General features: G+C 32.4%; 20 protein-coding genes. 8 read left to right on the top strand and 12 right to left on the bottom strand.

Translation table 11 applies throughout. The features are described 5' to 3' along the window. From mraY to mraZ, 6 genes are read right to left on the bottom strand one after another with little or no spacing between them, the layout of a single operon-like run. Complete coding sequence (gene mraY, locus B3R94_RS11270; RefSeq protein WP_280049298.1) at window positions 1–1,242, bottom strand: phospho-N-acetylmuramoyl-pentapeptide-transferase; 1,242 nt, start codon at window positions 1,240–1,242, stop codon at window positions 1–3. Window positions 1,243–1,245: 3 nt separating this feature from the next. Beyond that, window positions 1,246–2,709: a UDP-N-acetylmuramoyl-L-alanyl-D-glutamate--2,6-diaminopimelate ligase gene (locus B3R94_RS11265; RefSeq protein ID WP_291100871.1), complete on the bottom strand. Its 1,464-nt coding sequence runs from the start codon at window positions 2,707–2,709 to the stop codon at window positions 1,246–1,248. Next, the gene (locus tag B3R94_RS11260) at window positions 2,706–4,688 is read right to left on the bottom strand and encodes a penicillin-binding protein (RefSeq protein ID WP_038332822.1); all 1,983 of its coding nucleotides are present in this window, start codon (window positions 4,686–4,688) and stop codon (window positions 2,706–2,708) included. The genes B3R94_RS11265 and B3R94_RS11260 overlap by 4 nt, the downstream gene beginning before the upstream one ends. After that, window positions 4,666–5,025 (bottom strand): FtsL-like putative cell division protein, encoded by a 360-nt coding sequence (locus B3R94_RS11255; protein WP_052217625.1) that lies wholly within the window; start codon window positions 5,023–5,025, stop codon window positions 4,666–4,668. The genes B3R94_RS11260 and B3R94_RS11255 overlap by 23 nt, the downstream gene beginning before the upstream one ends. A 9-nt stretch (window positions 5,026–5,034) precedes the next feature. Continuing rightward, a complete protein-coding gene (gene rsmH, locus B3R94_RS11250) occupies window positions 5,035–5,940 on the bottom strand; it encodes a 16S rRNA (cytosine(1402)-N(4))-methyltransferase RsmH (RefSeq protein ID WP_125349647.1) in 906 nt (301 codons plus the stop codon). Next, complete coding sequence (mraZ, locus tag B3R94_RS11245) at window positions 5,933–6,394, bottom strand: division/cell wall cluster transcriptional repressor MraZ (RefSeq protein ID WP_125349648.1); 462 nt, start codon at window positions 6,392–6,394, stop codon at window positions 5,933–5,935. The genes rsmH and mraZ overlap by 8 nt, the downstream gene beginning before the upstream one ends. Window positions 6,395–6,656: 262 nt before the next feature. Here mraZ and B3R94_RS11240 point away from each other — a divergent pair, with 262 nt between their 5' ends. Both B3R94_RS11240 and yihA read left to right on the top strand, forming a co-directional pair. Beyond that, window positions 6,657–7,439, top strand: coding sequence for an alpha/beta fold hydrolase (locus tag B3R94_RS11240; RefSeq protein ID WP_038332809.1), 783 nt, complete (start codon window positions 6,657–6,659; stop codon window positions 7,437–7,439). A 2-nt stretch (window positions 7,440–7,441) separates the two neighbouring features. Further along, window positions 7,442–8,074 (top strand): ribosome biogenesis GTP-binding protein YihA/YsxC, encoded by a 633-nt coding sequence (gene yihA / locus B3R94_RS11235; protein WP_084106860.1) that lies wholly within the window; start codon window positions 7,442–7,444, stop codon window positions 8,072–8,074. Window positions 8,075–8,108: 34 nt separating this feature from the next. On the opposite strand, the gene B3R94_RS11230 is transcribed toward yihA, so the two are convergent. The 3 genes from B3R94_RS11230 to B3R94_RS11220 form a co-directional block, all read right to left on the bottom strand. Further along, complete coding sequence (locus tag B3R94_RS11230; protein WP_219034373.1) at window positions 8,109–8,432, bottom strand: hypothetical protein; 324 nt, start codon at window positions 8,430–8,432, stop codon at window positions 8,109–8,111. A gap of 40 nt (window positions 8,433–8,472) precedes the next feature. Then, entirely contained in the window at window positions 8,473–8,895 is a 423-nt protein-coding gene (locus tag B3R94_RS11225) for a type II 3-dehydroquinate dehydratase (protein ID WP_115001756.1), read from the bottom strand. Window positions 8,896–9,108: 213 nt separating this feature from the next. Then, window positions 9,109–10,389 carry a replication-associated recombination protein A gene (locus B3R94_RS11220; RefSeq protein ID WP_115001758.1) on the bottom strand — a complete coding sequence of 427 codons (1,281 nt, stop codon included), beginning with the start codon at window positions 10,387–10,389 and terminating at the stop codon, window positions 9,109–9,111. Window positions 10,390–10,502: 113 nt separating this feature from the next. Between B3R94_RS11220 and B3R94_RS11215 the strand changes: the two genes are divergently transcribed. From B3R94_RS11215 to mscL, 5 genes are all read left to right on the top strand, one after another. Next, window positions 10,503–10,907 (top strand): hypothetical protein, encoded by a 405-nt coding sequence (locus B3R94_RS11215; protein ID WP_291100865.1) that lies wholly within the window; start codon window positions 10,503–10,505, stop codon window positions 10,905–10,907. Between the two features lie 58 nt (window positions 10,908–10,965). Next, a complete protein-coding gene (locus B3R94_RS11210; RefSeq protein ID WP_291047156.1) occupies window positions 10,966–11,472 on the top strand; it encodes a thioredoxin family protein in 507 nt (168 codons plus the stop codon). Between the two features lie 98 nt (window positions 11,473–11,570). Next, entirely contained in the window at window positions 11,571–11,804 is a 234-nt protein-coding gene (gene yidD / locus B3R94_RS11205) for a membrane protein insertion efficiency factor YidD (protein WP_291047157.1), read from the top strand. Then, window positions 11,804–12,697, top strand: a complete 894-nt coding sequence (lgt, locus tag B3R94_RS11200; protein WP_291100861.1) for a prolipoprotein diacylglyceryl transferase — start codon at window positions 11,804–11,806, stop codon at window positions 12,695–12,697. The genes yidD and lgt overlap by 1 nt, the downstream gene beginning before the upstream one ends. Window positions 12,698–12,731: 34 nt before the next feature. Next, the gene (gene mscL / locus B3R94_RS11195) at window positions 12,732–13,115 is read left to right on the top strand and encodes a large conductance mechanosensitive channel protein MscL (RefSeq protein WP_291100859.1); all 384 of its coding nucleotides are present in this window, start codon (window positions 12,732–12,734) and stop codon (window positions 13,113–13,115) included. 73 nt (window positions 13,116–13,188) lie between these two features. Here the strand turns inward: mscL and B3R94_RS11190 are convergent, their stop codons facing one another. Beyond that, on the bottom strand, window positions 13,189–15,720 hold the full coding sequence (locus B3R94_RS11190; protein WP_291100856.1) for an outer membrane beta-barrel family protein: 2,532 nt from the start codon (window positions 15,718–15,720) through the stop codon (window positions 13,189–13,191). Window positions 15,721–15,956: 236 nt separating this feature from the next. On the opposite strand from B3R94_RS11190, the gene B3R94_RS11185 reads away from it, so the two are divergent. Continuing rightward, window positions 15,957–16,283: a Spy/CpxP family protein refolding chaperone gene (locus B3R94_RS11185; RefSeq protein WP_180905162.1), complete on the top strand. Its 327-nt coding sequence runs from the start codon at window positions 15,957–15,959 to the stop codon at window positions 16,281–16,283. Window positions 16,284–16,558: 275 nt separating this feature from the next. Here the strand turns inward: B3R94_RS11185 and B3R94_RS11180 are convergent, their stop codons facing one another. Continuing rightward, window positions 16,559–17,656: a transposase gene (locus tag B3R94_RS11180; RefSeq protein WP_180905163.1), complete on the bottom strand. Its 1,098-nt coding sequence runs from the start codon at window positions 17,654–17,656 to the stop codon at window positions 16,559–16,561. Between the two features lie 2 nt (window positions 17,657–17,658). Continuing rightward, window positions 17,659–18,441 (bottom strand): RNA polymerase sigma factor, encoded by a 783-nt coding sequence (locus B3R94_RS11175; protein WP_180905164.1) that lies wholly within the window; start codon window positions 18,439–18,441, stop codon window positions 17,659–17,661. Window positions 18,442–18,564: the final 123 nt, after the last annotated feature.

Genomic DNA, 18,564 nt, shown 5'->3' with positions numbered 1-18,564 from the left:
TTATCTAATCTTTAAGGTAATAATACTAATTACCGCTAAAATGATTCCGATGATAATTGCACGTACCACGATTTTACTTTCGTGATAACCTAACTTCTGAAAATGGTGATGTAGAGGAGACATCAAAAAGATTCTGCGACCTTCACCAAATTTCTTTTTCGTGTACTTGAAATAAGACACCTGTAACATTACTGATAAACTTTCTGCGAAAAATATTCCACACAAAATTGGTAATAATAATTCTTTACGAACGATAATTGCTAAAACAGCAATAATTCCTCCGATTGTTAAACTTCCTGTATCTCCCATGAACACTTGAGCTGGATAGGTATTATACCAAATAAATCCGATCAAACCTCCAAGGAAAGCTCCACAGAAAATCAAGACTTCTTCTGAACGCGGAATAAACATAATGTTCAAATAATCGGCGAACATTAAATTTCCGGAAACGAAAACAAACATCGAGATTGCCGCCATAATCACAGCCGAACTACCTGCTGCTAAACCGTCGATTCCATCTGTTAAATTTGCTCCATTCGATACTGCTGTAATGATAAAAATTACCGCAAAAATAAAAATCGCTGCAACTGCCCATGTTGGTCGATCTTGCGCATCCATCCAAAACAAAATATCAGAATAGTTGAATTCATTTCCTTTTACAAAAGGCATTGTCGTTTCTAATGTTTTTTCTTCTGGACCAAATTTTATTTGTCGGTTGTATTCTGTTTGTTCTATTCCTACAGCTGTTTTTACTCTATTTTCTTGATGTTTTACAGTAACTGTTGGACTGAAATAAAGCATTAATCCAACTACAACTCCAAGACCAACTTGTCCTAAAATTTTAAATTTACCTTGTAAACCTTCTTTGTTTTTTCTAAAAACTTTGATGTAATCGTCTAAAAAACCAATCACACCTAACCAAATTGTTGAAACCAACAAAATAATAATGTAAATATTATCTAATCTCGCAAAAAGTAAAGTCGGAATTAATGTCGCCAAAATGATGATTAAACCACCCATTGTTGGCGTTCCTGCTTTTTCGATTTGTCCTTTTAAACCTAAATCACGAACAATTTCGCCCATTTGTTCTTTACGTAAATAACTGATGATTCGTTTTCCGTAAAACAAACTGATGAACATTGCCAATAAAATTGCCATTCCCGCGCGGAAAGACGTGTATTGAAACATACGCGCTCCTGGAAAATGGATACCTTCTAAATAATCAAATAAATAGTATAACATTCTTTATTTGTTCAATATTTTACTCAATTCTGATGCAACTTCTACATCAGAAAAATGTGTTCTTACTCCGTTAATTTCTTGATACGTCTCGTGACCTTTTCCCGCAATCAAAATAATATCTTTTGGTTCGGACATTTTAAGTGCTGTTTTTATAGCTTCTTTTCGATCTGTAATCTTCAAGGTGCGATTATAAAATTGCGCTTTTACACCAACTTCCATCTCACGAAGAATTTCTTCTACATCTTCAGTTCTCGGATTATCTGATGTAAAAATAGCAAGATTAGATTTTTCGCTCGCGATATCGGCCATTTCTGGACGTTTTGTTTTATCACGATCTCCACCACAACCTACAACTGTTATTAGTTTTTCATTTTTGGTACGAATTCCTTCTATTGTATCCAAAACATTTTCTAATGCATCAGGCGTATGTGCATAATCTACGATTACGATAATTCCTGACTCCGTTTTGAATGTTTGAAAACGACCATCAACATTTCCTAGTGTGCTCAATGCTTTTAGAACTTCTAACTCATCTTGTCCTAAAATTGACGCTACACCAAAAACTAATAATAAATTATATGCATTGAATTGACCAATTAATGATGTCCAGAATTCTTTTCCGTTGAATTCTAATTGCATTCCATCAAATTGGTGTTCAATAATTTTCCCTTTAAAATCTGCATCAGTTTTTAGCGCATACAATTTTTTCGTAGCAACTGTATTCTGAAGCATTACTTTTCCGTTTTTATCATCTGCATTCGAAATTGCTGTAGACGTTTTTGGCAAATCGTCGAAGAATTTCTTTTTTGCTGCAAGATAATTTGCAAACGTTTTGTGATAATCTAAATGATCGTGTGTGATATTCGTAAATCCAGCCACTTCGAAATGCAAACCAGCAATTCTATTTTGATGAATTCCGTGCGAAGAAACTTCCATAAAAGCAAATTCGCATCCTCTATCTACCGCTTCACGAAACATTTTGTTCAATGTCAAAATATCTGGCGTTGTATGCGTAGACGGAATCACTTCACCATCAATCACAATTTTAATCGTCGAAATTAATGCACAAGCATAACCTAATTTTGTAAACAATTCGTACAACAAAGTTGTCGTTGTTGTTTTTCCATTCGTACCTGTAACTCCAACAAGTTTTAAATCTTTTGTTGGATTTCCATAAAAATTAGAAGCTAAAATTCCTAATGCAATCGTTGAATTTTCAACTTTCACATACGTTACTCCATCAATTAAATTTTCTGGCAAAACTTCGCAAACAATTGCTTTAGCACCTAAACCAATCGCTTTTTCTATATACTGATGACCGTCAACTGTAACTCCATTTACAGCGACAAAAACATCATCGTTTGATACTTTTCTTGAATCAAATTGAATATTATTGACTTCAACTTTTGTTGAACCAATCGTTTCTGAGATGGAAACTTTATATAATAAATCAACTAAATTTCTCATCCTTCCAACATTAAATAAATTGTCTCACCCTTCTTAAATCTTGTTCCCGCAGGAATGGATTGATTTGTTACTTTTCCAAACCCTGAATATTGTACATCTAATCCTAAATTTTCTAATACCGGAATTGCTTTAGACCCTGTATGACCAGTCACATTTGGTACTATATTTTTAGAATTACTAACATTAATATCATCTCCTTTTTTAAACTCTTTCACCGCGTTCTTTTTTACTAAATCGCGTGGCAAAGGTATGGGAGTTTTTGAATATACCCAATCGGCAATTTTCTTAAAAACCGGAGCTGTTACACTACCTCCATAAAACCCTTTGGCTGTATTTGGTTTGTGCACAACTACGATACAAGAATACTTTGGTTTTTCTGCTGGAAAATATCCTGCAAATGAAGCACGATATTGCATTCCTTTACCATCTCGCTTCCAATAATCAACACGAGCAGTACCAGTTTTACCAGCAATATCGTAATTACTATTACTAATAATACGTCCCGTTCCTTGTTCTACTGCACCACGAAGCATTTCTTGCATCTGTTTTACATTTTCCAAAGAAGTTAGTTGATCCACTAAAACAACAGGCTCGAAAACTTTATCAGGTTCACCTTTACGCGTGATTTTATCCATAAATAATGGCTTCAACATTTTACCATTATTTGCCACTGCGTTGTAGAAAGTCACAATTTGAATTGGAGTTAACTGTAAACCATACCCATAACCCATTACAGGCAACGTAATATTACTCCAAGATTTACTATCTGGACGATGCATAATTGGGCTTCCTTCTCCAAGAATATCTACTCCAAGAGGCGAAGTCATATGCCATTTATCCATTTTTTTGAAGAAAGCTTTCGGGTTTTCTCCGTAGTATTTATTAATAATTTTTGCTGTACCAATGTTAGACGATTTTTTCATCACGCCATCCACAGTCAATGTTCCGTATCCGTGTGTATCTGTAATCGTACGACCATAGAATTTATAACTTCCACCTCCCGTTTCTACTGTCGAATTTTTATTGATAAAACCATCATCCATTGCTGCAAGCAACGAAACTGTTTTGAAAGTAGATCCTGGTTCTGCAGCTTCACCAACCGCATAATTATAATCGTCGATATATGTTCCATCTTTTTTACGAGATAAATTCACAATTGCACGAACTTTTCCTGTCTGAACTTCCATTACAACGACACTTCCGTGTTGCGCTTCAAATTCAGAAAGTTGTTTGTACAAAGCATCGTAAGCAACCATTTGTAAATCGGCATCTATTGTTGTGTAAACTGATGAACCCGCTTGGGGCTCTTGCTCCCAACTTTTCATTGGTTTCCATTTTCCACGTCCCATAAATTGCTCCCAACGACGACCTTCAATACCGCTTAATAAGTCAGAATAAGCTCCTTCTAACCCAACTTTTCCGCGTTGATCATCGTAACCAATTGTACGAACACCAATGTCTTGAACAATTAATTCTCGTTTTGACTCAGTTTCATGAATAAATCCACCTTTGTTTTGACCTTTGTTGAAGATTGGAAATTTTTTGATGCGTTGATATTGCTCATAATCCAAATCTTTTACTAACATCATGTAGCGATTCTTCTTTTTACGTTCTGTCGAAAATTTGTCGTAAAAATAAGAAGGTGATTTTGTAAACATCTTACCTAAAGAATCGGCAAGATTGTGCATTTCTGTTTTAAATAATTCATCTTTGATCACCGTCAAATCCACATAAACATTGTGTTTTGTAACAGTTGTAGCCATTAATGCGCCATTAGAAGCATATAAATTACCACGCTCCGCCGTAACGGTATCTAATCTAAAATTATTCTTTTCAGCAAAACGCTCTAATTCAACCCCTTCTACAATATTAATTCGAAACATAAAAACAATAATAAAGATGGCCCAAATCGCTAGCGCGCCGGCAAATACCCATCCTTTGATGACAATATTGTTTTTATTTTTCGCTGACTTCGTCATAAACTTTGTCTACTATATAATAAGGTTGTTTATCTGGAATTTTCAAACCATACACTGCTGTACGCTCCAAAATTTCCGTTTCTAATTGCATACGCATCAAATCGCGATGCTTATCTGTATATTGAGATTTTAAATCTTCTACTTTATCTTGTAATTCAGCGATTCGAACCACTTTACGATCAACTAAATGCGAACTCGAAATACTCAAAAAAGCCAAACCTACCAGATACAACATGAACTTCCAGTTTTGTTCTGAGCCAGTTTTGATTAAAAACTCACCTCTCAACAAACCTGTAAAAGTTTTTTTCTCTGGTAATATTTTTTTCTTTTTTGCCATTCCTATTTATTAATCCTCATTACGAACCGCAATACGCATTTTCGCACTACGCGCTCTTGGATTTTCATTAATTTCTTCTTGCGTTGGCACAATCACCTTTGATTGTAAAGGTTTGAAAGGCGCCGACCAATTTCCAAAAACATCACGTTCAGGCTCTCCTTCAAACATTCCGTTTTTCATGTAGCGTTTTGTTAAGCGATCTTCTAACGAATGATACGAAATAATCACCAAGCGACCACCCGGTTTTATCACTTCTCCACATTGCGTCAACATCTCTTTCAATGCAGCCATTTCATCATTTGCTTCGATGCGTAATGCCTGAAACATTTGAGCGAAAAATTTATTTTCTTTCATTTTTGGAATGAATGAAAAAATCTGCTTCAATTCATCAATTGTATTGATTTGTTTATCCGCTCTTGCTTTCACAACTTCTCTCGCTAAACGATACGAACCTTGCAATTCTCCAAAATCATAAAAAACACGCGCAAGATCTTCTTCTTCGTATTCGTTAATAATTGTTTTGGCAGATAATTTTGCATTCTGATTCATTCGCATATCCAATTCTCCATCAAAGCGAGTTGAAAAACCACGTTCTGGCGTATCAAACTGATGAGAAGAAACTCCCAAATCACCCAAAACACCATCAACTTGCTTTATTCCACGAAATCTTAAATTATTTTTCAAGAATCTAAAATTTTGCTCAACTAACTCAAATCGATTATCATCAATTTTATTGCGAACCGCATCCACATCTTGATCAAATGAAAATAATTTTCCATTTTGATCCAAACGACTTAATATTTCACGTGAGTGACCTCCACCCCCGAACGTACAATCTACATATATACCTGATTCGTTAATAATTAACGCATCAACACTATCTTTTAATAATACTGGATTATGATATTCACTCATCTTCTCCTAAATTTCCCATTACAACTTCTGCCAAAGAAGCAAAATCTAAATCGTCTACATTAATCGACTCTTCATATTTGTCTTTATCCCAAATCTCGATCATGTTTACAGAAGAATTCAGAACAACTTCTTTATTAATTTCTGCAAATTTCACTAAATCTTTTGAAATCTGTAGCCTTCCATTTGCATCAACTTCGACAATTTTTAATCCAGCCGTAAAAATTCTAATAAAATCATTGTTTTTCTTCACAAATCGATTCAATTTATTCAAATCATTCATCACTTTTTCCCATTCTTTCATAGGGTGCAGTTCTAAACAATTTTGAAACACAGATCTTTTCAACACAAAGCCATCTTCCAAACATTCAGCAAGTTGTTTCTTCAAACCCGCTGGTATTGGGAGCCTACCCTTTGTATCTACCTTACACTCATATGTTCCAATTAATGAATTCATGATAGAATTTTTCCAAAAATAAATAAAATATTACCACAAATTACCATTTTTTACCACTTTTATTGAAATAGTTATCAACAATTTAAAATTTAGTATCAGATAGTTATGTTTTTTCTAACGCTAACCCCATGTATAAAATGAGAAATAATGTTTATATAGACCTTGTTTTGATAAGTGATTAATATGGATTGTTAAAGTTTTTCATATAAACCACGAAATAAAAAATATAATTAATTAAATTTGTCGACTTAATATCGAGTAAATGTTTTTTAGCTTAAAGAAAAAAGATAAGTTCTCTTACATAGAAGAAGGAGAAGGACAACCAATTGTTTTGCTTCATGGATTAATGGGTGAACTTAGCAATTTCAGCTCACTTACAAATTATTATGCACAAAGAGGATATAAGGTTTTCGCACCAGAATTGCCATTATATTCTTTATCTGTCATCAATACTAATATCAAAAATATTGCAAAACATGTTGCAAATTTTATTGAAGAAGTCGTTAAAGAACCAGCTATTTTAGTTGGAAATTCTTTAGGAGGACATATTGGTTTGATGGTTTGTCACAGACATCCAGAATATGTAAAAGCACTTTGTTTAACAGGAAGTTCTGGTTTGTACGAAAAATCTTTTGGAGAAACTTATCCAAAACGTGGTAATTACGAATATGTAGAACGTAAAACGCGCGAAGTTTTTTACGATCCTGCTATCGCTACAAAAGAAATTGTAGATGATGTTTTTGACACTGTAAATGACAGAAATAAAGCTATCAAAACTTTATATATCGCAAGAGACGCGATCAAATCTAACATGAAAGATGATTTAAAAGACATCAAAATGCCTGTTTGTTTGATTTGGGGAAAACAAGATAATGTAACTCCACCAGAAGTTGCAATAGAATTTGAAGAAGAATTACCAGACGCTTCTTTATTTTGGATTGATAAATGTGGGCACGCTCCAATGATGGAACACCCTGAATTATTCAACGAAATTTTATACAAATGGCTAATCGAAAAACAATTAGATCCAGCCACTAAAGCATAATTATGATTAAAAAAGCTGAATTCGTAAAAAGTTCGCAAAAATATACAGATTGTCCAGATCCTTTCAAACCAGAATACGCATTTATTGGGCGTTCTAATGTTGGAAAATCATCATTAATCAATATGTTAGCAGATAAAAAAGCATTAGCTAAAACTTCTGCAACTCCAGGTAAAACTCAATTGATTAATACATTCGAAATGGACGATACTTGGTATTTAGCCGATTTACCAGGTTATGGTTTTGCTAAAGCACCAAAAGGTGTTCGTGGTGGTTTCAATAAAATGATTTATGATTACATTGAGTTTCGTAAAAACTTGGTCAATGTTTTTTTATTGATTGATTCTCGACACACGCCTCAAAAAATAGATTTACAGTTTATGGAATGGTTAGGAAACAAACAAATTCCGTTTGCGATTGTGTTTACAAAATTAGACAAACTAACGAGTACACAAATGCAAAAAAACTTGAATCACTACAAAAACGAGTTATTAAAAACTTGGGAAGAATTACCAAAAATATTTACAAGTTCGGCTTCGAGTAAAATTGGTAAATTAGAAATCTTAGGCTACATTGATAGTTTGAACGAACATCTTGTAGACGAGTTTAAGAAAGAACAATACAAAAAAGAATATTAAAAAAGTCGGAACTATGTTCCGACTTTTTTGTTTATTACTCTCCTAATTCAGCAGATTTTGTTTTCAAATCATTGATACAAGGTTCTATTAATTTCATTAATCGTTCTTGTAATTCAGGTGTTGGATTATTCATTTGCATCATTTCTGTATATGTAAATTCATCCATCATTTTATCTGTCGAACAGTCACAATATTTTGTAATCAGCTCTTTTTTAGCCGCAGATATCCCTGGTGTTATTGCCGCTTGTTCACAAGCCGTCATTGCCTGAGCTTTTTGCTCTGTATTGTTTTTATCAGCTTTCGATTTACAGCTAATAATGGTTAATCCAAAGATTAATCCTAAAATAATTTTATCCATAGGTAATAGATTTTAATCTTGTTAAGATAATGATTATTAATTATTTCACAAAATTATTCACAGCTTCAACATAACCTGGTAAACCTTTTCCTGAAATAATTTTTAGACAACTTTCACCTGTTACACTATTTTTTCTGAAATCTTCGCGCGCATAAATATCCGAAATATGAACTTCTATCACTTTAGTCGTAATCGCTTTTATCGCATCTGCAATCGCATACGAATAATGCGTATACGCTCCAGCATTCAAGATAATTCCGTCATATTTAAAACCAATTTCGTGCAATTTATCAATAATATCTCCTTCGTGATTTGATTGAAAATAATGCAACGAAACTTCTGGAAATTGCTTTCTCAATTCGTGTTCAAAAAAATCTTCGAAAGTTTGTGTTCCATAAATCTCTGGTTCGCGAACGCCAAGTAAATTTAAATTAGGTCCGTTTATAATTTGTATTTGTTTCATTTTCTTTATTTTATAAATATAAATCTCTTTTTTAGATCGAAAAAGTTTAATTTTTTCTTTTTTTTAATCAATTTTTTACTTTTTATTAAGTTTTGGCATAAACCTTGTGTATATACAATTACCAACCTATTATCATATAAACCAATCTAAACCAAAAAAATCAACCAAACCTTAAAATCTCAGTTAACAAATGATTAACTGGGATTTTTAATTTTAGTACCCATACTTTCCTTTCCACTTTTGATTGAGCGATTGTTTATCCACTTGCTCTCGCTTATTATTTCCTGGCTCATAAAAAGTCGTTCCCGAAATTTCATCAGGTAAAAATTCTTGCTCAGCAAAATTTCCTGGAAAATCGTGCGAATATTTATATTCTTTTCCATAATCCAAATCTTTCATTAACTTAGTTGGTGCATTTCGTAAATGCAACGGAACAGGCAAATCACCCGTTTGCTTCACAACTTGTTGCGCTTTACCAATCGCTAAATAGGTTGCATTACTTTTTGGAGAATTCGCTAAATAAACCGCACATTGACTCAATAAAATACGAGATTCTGGATAACCAATCACCGAAACAGCTTGAAATGTATTATTCGCCAAAATCATCGCTGTTGGATTTGCATTTCCCACATCTTCGGAAGCTGAAATCAACATTCTTCGCGCAATAAATTTCAAATCTTCACCACCTTCAATCATTCGAGCTAACCAATAAACCGCTCCATTTGGATCTGAACCACGAATCGATTTGATAAAAGCTGAAATAATATCATAATGTTGTTCACCCGTTTTATCATAACGCGCTAAATTTTGCTGAATACGTTCATGCACAATTTCATCGTTGATGATGATTTTATCAGTTGGAGAAAAACTATTAATTACCAACTCCAAACCATTCAATAATTTTCTTGCATCACCTCCCGAATATCTTAATAATGCATTTGTTTCAACTAATTCAATATTTAATTTAGATAAAACTGTATCTTTTTTTATAGCTCGTTCGATTAAATCAACTAAATCTTCTTTTTCGAGATGTTTCAACACATAAACTTGTGCACGCGAAAGCAAAGCTGGTACAACTTCGAAACTTGGATTTTCGGTTGTTGCTCCAATCAACGTCACCAAACCAGTTTCTACCGCTCCCAACAAACTGTCTTGCTGCGATTTATTGAAACGATGAATTTCATCTATAAATAAAATTGGATTTTTCGTTCCCGAAAACAAATTTTGATTCTTTGCTTTTTCAATTACTTCACGTACTTCTTTCACACCAGAATTTATGGCGCTCAACGTATAAAATGGTCGATCAGTTAATTCGGAAATTAATTGTGCGAGTGTCGTTTTTCCTGTTCCTGGCGGTCCCCAAAAAATCATCGAAGCAATCATATCATGTTGCAACATCATTTTTATTGGTCCGTTTTCGCCCACCAAATGCTTTTGATTAATGTATTCTTCAAGCGTTTTTGGACGCATTCTTTCAGCTAAAGGCGCATTCATAAAATCTTGTTTAGATTTCAAAGTTAGGGAATGTTTTGTCAAAATGAATGATTTTTTGGGCGACATATTTTGGCATTTAGATTTATTTTCTTTGTGTTAGAATAAAAATTAAAATGATGAAGAAAGCGTTAGAATGTGCTTTAATTTTAACAAGAAAGCACCAACTTTTGGGTGATAAAATTGCTTTATCAACTGATTATTTGAAAAAGATTAAACTAAAAGATAAGCAATCAGAAATCAATAAACAAATGATTGAGTTTTTGGTCGAATTGCAAGAATTTGTCGAATTTATCAGAGTTAATCAAGAACTTAGATTGATGTATGTTGAATTGGTAAATTATTATTTCACGCAAATTCATCATCAAATTAATTTTTATGAAATTGAATTGGATCGTTTAGAATTTGAATCAAAATTCTCTATCAATATGATTAATCAATTTAATCAAAACGAAAAAAATAATGAAATAAATTCGGTTCAAGAAAAACTAAATTTATATTACACGATTATTAATTCGTAGAAAAACGTTTTCGGCATAATTTTTTATTGTAAATTCGACTTAATATTTAGAATTTGAAATGAAAAAATTAACTATGTTTTTTAGCTTAATGATTTTATCGTTAAGTTTTGCATTTGGTCAACAAACAGAAAAACCAAAAATTTATAGCGAAGAAGCAAATCCGAAAGTAGATATTGCGAATGCGGTGCAAAAAGCTTCTGCTGAAAAGAAACACGTTTTATTGCAAATTGGTGGAAATTGGTGCGCTTGGTGTATTATGTTTGATAAATTGACGAAAGAAAATCAAGAAGTAAAAGATTATATCGCGAATAATTATGAAGTGGTTCATGTAAATTATTCTCCAAAAAATAAAAACGAAGAAACGTTAGCTGCATTGAAACATCCAGAGCGTTTTGGGTTTCCTGTTTTTGTGATTTTAGATGAGAAAGGAAATTTAATTCATACACAAAATTCGGCTTATCTTGAAAGCAAAGAAGTGAAAGGACACGATCCGAAAGTTGTGTTAGAATTTTTACAAAACTGGTCTTACAAAGCATTAGATCCAGCGAGTTATACTAAAAAATAATCTGCGTTAAGCACGTATCGTATAGAGAATCAATCTGCAAAAGCATAAACTTTTTAGATTGATTCTTTTTTATTTCGGTTATTGATTAACTTTGCGAGATGAACAAAATTTTGGTTACACCATTTATTCTGTTGGTAAGATTTTATCAATTAGCAATTTCTCCTTGGTTGGGAAGCAATTGTAGATTTCAACCAACTTGCTCTTCTTACATGATAGAGGCGTTAAAAGAACATGGTTTGCTGAAAGGTTTGTGGCTCGGAACAAAAAGAATTGGTCGCTGTCATCCTTGGGGAGGACATGGATACGACCCTGTACCTAAAAAGAAAAATTAATGATTAACTTAATTTCGTTTATCGATTGGGATCCAAAACCTTATTTATTTGAAATAGCAGGATTCAAAGTACATATTTACAGTTTATGTTGGATAGTTGCCTTTGTCGTAGGCTGGTATTTGATGTCGAACATTTTCAAGAAAGAAAATCAGAAAAAAGAATTACTTGATCCGTTGTTTTTGTACACATTTATTGGCGCAATTGTAGGTGCAAGACTTGGAGAATATATTTTTTATGATCCAGCAGCGTTTATCGAACGACCAATCGAAGTTTTCTTACCTGTACAACATTCACCAGGACAAAGTGCTTTCTTTGGTCTATTACAAGATTACGAATTTGTAGGATTTAGTGGACTTGCAAGTCACGGAGCAGCATTGGGTGTCATTTTAACTTCCTATTTATTTAGTAGAAAATATTTGCATCGCAATGTATTGTGGTTATTAGACCGTATGGCTGTTGTTGTTCCTTTTGGTGGAGCTGCGGTTCGAATTGGAAACTTTTACAACTCAGAAATTGTAGGAAAGGCATCAGAATTGCCTTGGGCAGTAAAATTTCATCAACAAAGTTTAGGTTATGGAGAAGTAATTCCTCGCCATCCAGCTCAAATATATGAAGCGATAGGGTATGTTATCTTAGGAATTATCATGCTTTATATGTACAACAAAACAGATAAGACAAAATATTTGGGAGCTTTGTTAGGCATATTCTTATTTTTATTATTTTTAATACGATTTGTTGTTGAGTTCTATAAAGAAAATCAAGGAGAAGAAGCAGTTGCTCAAATGTTGAATATAGGATTAAACAATGGTCAAATCTTAAGTATTCCTTTTATGTTAATCGGTTTATACTTATTTATCTCTTCTAAAAATAGATTAGATATCAATCAACCTTAGAATTATTATAAACTTAGAAATAAATTATAGACTTATGGGATTTTTTAAAGAATTTAAAGAGTTTGCAGTAAAAGGTAACGTAGTAGATTTAGCTGTCGGTGTAGTTATCGGTGGTGCCTTTGGTAAAATTGTTACTTCTTTAGTTGAAGATATCATTACGCCAGCCATTTTAAATCCAGCCTTGAAAGCTATTGACGCTGAAAATTTAGCAGCATTAGTAATTCCAGGAACAGCCATTAAATATGGTAGCTTTTTAGCTGCTGCTATTTCTTTTACAGTTGTTGCATTTGCTTTATTCGTAATGATTAAAGGAATTAACAAGTTGAAAAAAGAAGCTCCTGCTGAAGAAGCTGCTCCTGCTGGACCAACACAAGAAGAATTATTGGCTGAAATTCGTGATTTGTTGAAAAACAAATAATTCGTTTTCATTCAAATGATAAAAAAAAAGGATCGCAATTGCGATCCTTTTTTTTTCGATTATTTTCAAACTACTAAGAAGCTGATTGCATTTGCATTTCTTCTCCACCTCCCATTTCTTCTCCATTTGAACGTTGTTGTTTACCACGTTGCTCTTTCTCATTTGTATTTTTGAAACGATACGTAAATGAAAGGTTAATTGAACGTTTCATCCAACGCATACTTTCGTAATTAGTGTAATCTGCTCCATAAGTAGTAGATTCTCTTTTTCTTGAGTTGAACACGTCACGAATATTTAAAGATAATGTAGCTTGTTTGTTGAATAAATCTTTTGATAAAGAAAAATCCATTGACAAATTATCTTCAATTTTTTGTTGAGCCGTTTTCATGCTTCCCATGTAATTTCCAGCAACCTGAATTTTGAAATCTGCAGGTAATATAAAGTTAGAAGACAAACGTCCACGAGAACTAAATCCGTCTCCAGAGAAATCTTGCGTATCTACTTTTGTACTTTCTACTCCTGTTACAGGATCTTTTACAACGTTTGTTTCTTCGTAGAAACCTGTTCTATTGTATCCAAATAAATTTACATTGAACATCAAACTCCACCATTTAGCTGGTTTGTAAGTCGCTGTTAAATCTAAACCATAACGATCTTCATCACCAATGTTGATTGGTTTTGTAATAAATACTTCATCTCCGTTATCGTTATAATTTTTACGTTGAAACTGATTAATCATATCAGTTGTTCTTTGGTAAAATAAACTTGGCGTTACCATCAACTTTCCTACAGTTGTGATATAAGCTAACTCGTATGAATTTGTATAAGTAGGATTAAGATCTGGATTACCATTTCTTACATTTCTATCATCTGTTGCAGAAAAGAAAGGCATTAACATGAATCCCATTGGACGACGAACACGACGAGAATAACTTAATTGTAATTCGTTTTTCTCAGTAAACTTATAATTCAACGTTAATGTTGGGAATAAATCTGTATATTTTTTTGAAATATTTTCTCCGCTTGTGTAGTTTTTGATTTTCATATTAGAACTCTCTAAACGTAAACCTGCGAAGTATTGAAATTTTTCTCCAATTGCATTTCCATATTGTGCATAAGCCGCTAATACATTTTGTTGATTATCTACATTTGCAAAAAATCTACTATCAGCTTCGTAATCTCCAGTGTCAGTTAAAAAGAAGGTTTTGTTATTAGTTTTCGTATCACTAAAATCTGCACGAGCGCCTAATTCAAATTTTCCTTTTTCACCAATTGGACGAACATAATCTGCTGTCAACACAACATTTTTCTGATCTTCTAAATTATCAGTAATACGATTTGTAATTTCATCTACATAGTTACCTGTAGTTTTGTCTAATACTTTTGTCAAACCATTAACAAAACCATCTTCGTCTTCTTTTTGAGATGAAAAACGTCCTGTGAATACAAATTCATGACCTTTTTTATCAAACTCGTGTTTGTAGTTGAAATCTAAATCAAAGTTATTTTCGATTTCTTTCTCATTCTGAAGATTGTATTCATTCTTCAAGAAAGTCATTGCATTATCAAAATAATTATAATCAACTAAAGCATTGTTATTTCCATTGTTATAACGATAACCTGCAGATAAACCTATTGTATTTTTATCATCTAAATAATATTCTCCACCCAAACGAATGTTATAATTTCTACGAATTCTATTATTATCACGATTAGTTGATCTATATTGCTTTACAACATCCGTTCCTTCATTATAACTTGTCATAAAAGCAGAACCTTCACCTTCTCTATCCATATAACGTGTACCTAAAGTAGTATAGATGTTATATTTTTTTGTTTTGTAGTTTAAGTTGACGTTTCCTCCAACCATTTTAGGAATACCTCCATTCAACGTTACAGAACCATTAAAACCTGTATTTGTTCCCTTTTTAAGGATGATATTAATAATTCCCGCAGAACCAGAAGCTTCATAACGTGCAGAAGGATTTGTCACCAATTCGATACGCTCAACATTTTCGGCTGGAATATTTTTTAAAGCTTCTGCTACATCAGAAACACCTAACATTCCCGAAGGTTTTCCATCAATCAAAAATTTTACATTATCATTCCCTCTTAATGAAACGTTTCCTTGTGCATCAACAGAAACCGATGGTACATTTGCTAAAGCATCAGATAGTGTTTGACCTTGCGACATTGGATCATTCGCCATATCATATACTTTCTTGTCCAATTCTACTTTATAAATAGGCTTTTCCGCTGTTACAACTGCAGCGCCCAATGAAACTGTTTGCGTCGTTTTTACAGTAAAAGTACCTAGATCTAATGCAGACTCTAAATTAACTTGTTTTTCTATTACATCGTATCCCAATGGCTCAATCACAATAACATATTGTCCAGCCTTTGCTTCTACTGTAAATTCTCCTTTTGCATCCGTTGCCGCTTCTGCCACAACTCCATCTTCCGAGCTTTCAAGCGATACTGTAGTGTATTCTACAGGTTTGTTTTCACTTGATAAGACTTTCCCTTTAATTTTTAAAAGCTCTTGCGCATTCAATCCTGCACAAACACAAATAAAAATCAAAGCAAATAAACTTCTTAACCTCATTTGTTTAATTTTTCGTTTTGTAGTTTTATAATTTTACAACTTGTTTGACAATCCTTTTTGGAAAAGGTTTAATCGATTTCAAAAATAATTTCAAAAAATATTGGTCGATAATTCGTCTCAAATGTTACATCTTTTAAAAGATTTCATCATAACCGAAAAATTTTAACATTTATCGTTTTAAACCTTTTTATTTTTTTAAAGTCTTAAGAGTAAATAAAACAAAAAAGTTGATAATTATGAGAACAGCATTTTATAAATATGTAGGATTAGGATTAATTGCTTTCACTTTAACAACTGCTTCAGCGCAAGACAGAAATGAAGGATCAAGAGAGCAGAAATTACAACAATTAAAAAAAGATTTGAACTTGACAGATGCTCAAGTCATCAAAATCAAACAAATTGAGGATAGCTACAAAGACGAAAAAATTGAATTGAAACGAAAAATGAAAGAAGTTCGTGAAAAAGAATTTAATGAAATCAATGCTGTTTTTACGCCAGAACAAAAAGCAACATTGAAAGAATTGCACGCCAAAAAACATCAAAATAAAAAAGGAGCTAATTAATAGCTCCTTTTTTATTTTAATAATTATTGTAACTTAATACGTTTATGCTTTTGTATAAAGCAACTGTATTACCATCACAATTCTAAGTTAGAAAAATAATTACATACATTCTACTGCCATTATGTTGCCTTTATCCTGCCTTTATGTTGGGAGTATCTAGCAAGTTTCAATAAAATCTAAAAAATCCCCCCGTTTTGTATATGTTATTCACATTTGATGAGCGTTAACAATTACCTCACCCTATGGGTGTACAAATCACCCTCCGAAATTATGGTTTAAGCTGTTACAAGCTCAATACCTGCTTTATCAGCTTTATATTTTATTTTATTTATGAGCTCATAATAGCTCCAGTTTCTTAAGACAAATCTTTCTTCTTTGGCTATTTCTATTTTTTCTTCTTGATCTAGAATAACTATCGTTCCTGCTTTTTTTTCAACGCAAAAATCAATTAACATTCTACTGTAAACATGTAGCCGATGATGAACATATTTACTCTCTGTATTTTGTAATTTTTTTGCTATTTTTAATTTTCTTGCTTTTCCTTTCCCTCCTTTGCAATAAGGCACTCCTTCTAGTATTCTTTTACGAGAAGCTTGTATCGCTAATCTTCTATATAAAAATTCTTCTTTGCTACCAATGGTAAGTTGAGATCTCCCTATTTTTACAACCAACGGATATTCCAACGACAAGGAAACTTCTGCAATAATATCGGGTTGTAATTGATTTTTTTCTTTTTCAATTTCTACAGTGAATACCCAAAATATTTTATTTTTTTCTAATTTAATATGCGATCTACAAATTCTAATTTCTTTACTTACTATTTGCTCCAATAGCTTATAATTATCAATATAATCTCTTCCAAGATACGTTTTAAAAGGTATTTTATAAAGTTTAAAATAAATGTATTTTTTATCTGTATCATACGAGAATTTACTTATCCTCGCTATATTAAAAGGAATTGCTATATCTCGTTTAAAAATTTTTAATGAAAGTTCACCTTTCCAATACCTGACACAATCCTTCTTGAAGGATAGGTATAACGTATTCATCAAACTAGACAATATATACATTGGAACTTCGTCCTTAAAACGTTTTGAGAGTACACGATAAATGGTAGTCGACCGTGAACATTTGAGTATACCATCTTCATCTTTGTTTTCGTCTACTAATTTATATTTGATTCCGTCAGAGAAATAAAAAAAATCTTTCACCATTTCTTGCACATACAAATGAGAAACAATCAAATTAGCCGCTATAAAACATCTATTTTGCCATTTATAAAGCGTACTCAAAACTTCTTTTCGTTCTTCTTGAGTCGGTAAATCAGTAATTAGCTGTATTTTACGTGTTAAAAAAACTGTAGAATTTTCCATATTTAGTTATTTAGGGGGGTAAACTTATTTTGTTGAGACAATTTATAAGCAACTACAAATTCATTGTGCACTTCTTTCTGAGAAAGTTCTAATGTCTGAGCAATGGTTGTAAACGATTGTTTCTTCTCGAATCGAAGTTTTAAAATCAACGATTGTTTTTCGGTCATTTGATTTTGTTCCTTTTCCTTAGAAACTATTTTCTTTTTAGACACTAATACATCATGACTATTTATAAGGTTCTTAAGATCCTCTATTGCACTTTTAATCTCCTTACTCGTTTCTGAAACTCTTTTTCCCATTGCATTGGCAATCGCTTTGTATCTGAATCCATATTTCAAGCAGAGTTCAATCAAATGTTTTCTTTCACCACTTAATAAGGGTAATATTTTTCTAATTTCTTCATAATGTTGGTCATGTATTACTTTATCCTTTATGTTTTCTGCAACCTCTAACGGATCGTATCCAGTCAAATAACTATCATAATTCTCGTAACTATCTAATGAATGCACCGACCTAAAAAATATATTTTTAGAACTCTTATAATGAGAATAACAACTGTGTTTCAATACAAGTCGCGTGAAATAAAAGATATGTTCAGGTCTTTCTATGTTATCTCGATATTCCCATAATCTAAGAAAAGCATCTTGTACCAAACATTCTACAACAAATTCATCCGTAATTATTTGTTTACCAATCCAAAAAAGTAGTCTTTTATGTCGTGAATAGATTTGCTCCAAAGCTTTTGGATCGCCTTTTTTCAATAATTCATATTCTTTTTCTAGCATAATAAAGGTGGTTTTAATTATGTTTTACGTGATGCGTATTACGTTATACGTTTTTTCATAGTTTTTTAATTCAACATTAGTTTTAAAAACAGATTTTGTCACTCTGATTTCTATGACAAAACC

Origin of the sequence: Empedobacter sp. UBA7611 (genome assembly GCF_002484365.1) — a bacterium.
Classification (GTDB): Bacteria; Bacteroidota; Bacteroidia; order Flavobacteriales; family Weeksellaceae; genus Empedobacter; species Empedobacter falsenii_B.
This window is presented reverse-complemented; position numbering and strand designations above follow the sequence as displayed.

Bases quoted from the DNA above. Each gene is read 5' to 3' on its own strand.
- mraY (WP_280049298.1), bottom strand. From the start codon at position 1,242: ATGTTATACTATTTATTTGATTATTTAGAAGGTATCCATTTTCCAGGA.
- B3R94_RS11265 (WP_291100871.1), bottom strand. From the start codon at position 2,709: ATGAGAAATTTAGTTGATTTATTATATAAAGTTTCCATCTCAGAAACG.
- B3R94_RS11260 (WP_038332822.1), bottom strand. From the start codon at position 4,688: ATGACGAAGTCAGCGAAAAATAAAAACAATATTGTCATCAAAGGATGG.
- B3R94_RS11255 (WP_052217625.1), bottom strand. From the start codon at position 5,025: ATGGCAAAAAAGAAAAAAATATTACCAGAGAAAAAAACTTTTACAGGT.
- rsmH (WP_125349647.1), bottom strand. From the start codon at position 5,940: ATGAGTGAATATCATAATCCAGTATTATTAAAAGATAGTGTTGATGCG.
- mraZ (WP_125349648.1), bottom strand. From the start codon at position 6,394: ATGAATTCATTAATTGGAACATATGAGTGTAAGGTAGATACAAAGGGT.
- B3R94_RS11240 (WP_038332809.1), top strand. From the start codon at position 6,657: ATGTTTTTTAGCTTAAAGAAAAAAGATAAGTTCTCTTACATAGAAGAA.
- yihA (WP_084106860.1), top strand. From the start codon at position 7,442: ATGATTAAAAAAGCTGAATTCGTAAAAAGTTCGCAAAAATATACAGAT.
- B3R94_RS11230 (WP_219034373.1), bottom strand. From the start codon at position 8,432: ATGGATAAAATTATTTTAGGATTAATCTTTGGATTAACCATTATTAGC.
- B3R94_RS11225 (WP_115001756.1), bottom strand. From the start codon at position 8,895: ATGAAACAAATACAAATTATAAACGGACCTAATTTAAATTTACTTGGC.
- B3R94_RS11220 (WP_115001758.1), bottom strand. From the start codon at position 10,389: ATGAATGCGCCTTTAGCTGAAAGAATGCGTCCAAAAACGCTTGAAGAA.
- B3R94_RS11215 (WP_291100865.1), top strand. From the start codon at position 10,503: ATGATGAAGAAAGCGTTAGAATGTGCTTTAATTTTAACAAGAAAGCAC.
- B3R94_RS11210 (WP_291047156.1), top strand. From the start codon at position 10,966: ATGAAAAAATTAACTATGTTTTTTAGCTTAATGATTTTATCGTTAAGT.
- yidD (WP_291047157.1), top strand. From the start codon at position 11,571: ATGAACAAAATTTTGGTTACACCATTTATTCTGTTGGTAAGATTTTAT.
- lgt (WP_291100861.1), top strand. From the start codon at position 11,804: ATGATTAACTTAATTTCGTTTATCGATTGGGATCCAAAACCTTATTTA.
- mscL (WP_291100859.1), top strand. From the start codon at position 12,732: ATGGGATTTTTTAAAGAATTTAAAGAGTTTGCAGTAAAAGGTAACGTA.
- B3R94_RS11190 (WP_291100856.1), bottom strand. From the start codon at position 15,720: ATGAGGTTAAGAAGTTTATTTGCTTTGATTTTTATTTGTGTTTGTGCA.
- B3R94_RS11185 (WP_180905162.1), top strand. From the start codon at position 15,957: ATGAGAACAGCATTTTATAAATATGTAGGATTAGGATTAATTGCTTTC.
- B3R94_RS11180 (WP_180905163.1), bottom strand. From the start codon at position 17,656: ATGGAAAATTCTACAGTTTTTTTAACACGTAAAATACAGCTAATTACT.
- B3R94_RS11175 (WP_180905164.1), bottom strand. From the start codon at position 18,441: ATGCTAGAAAAAGAATATGAATTATTGAAAAAAGGCGATCCAAAAGCT.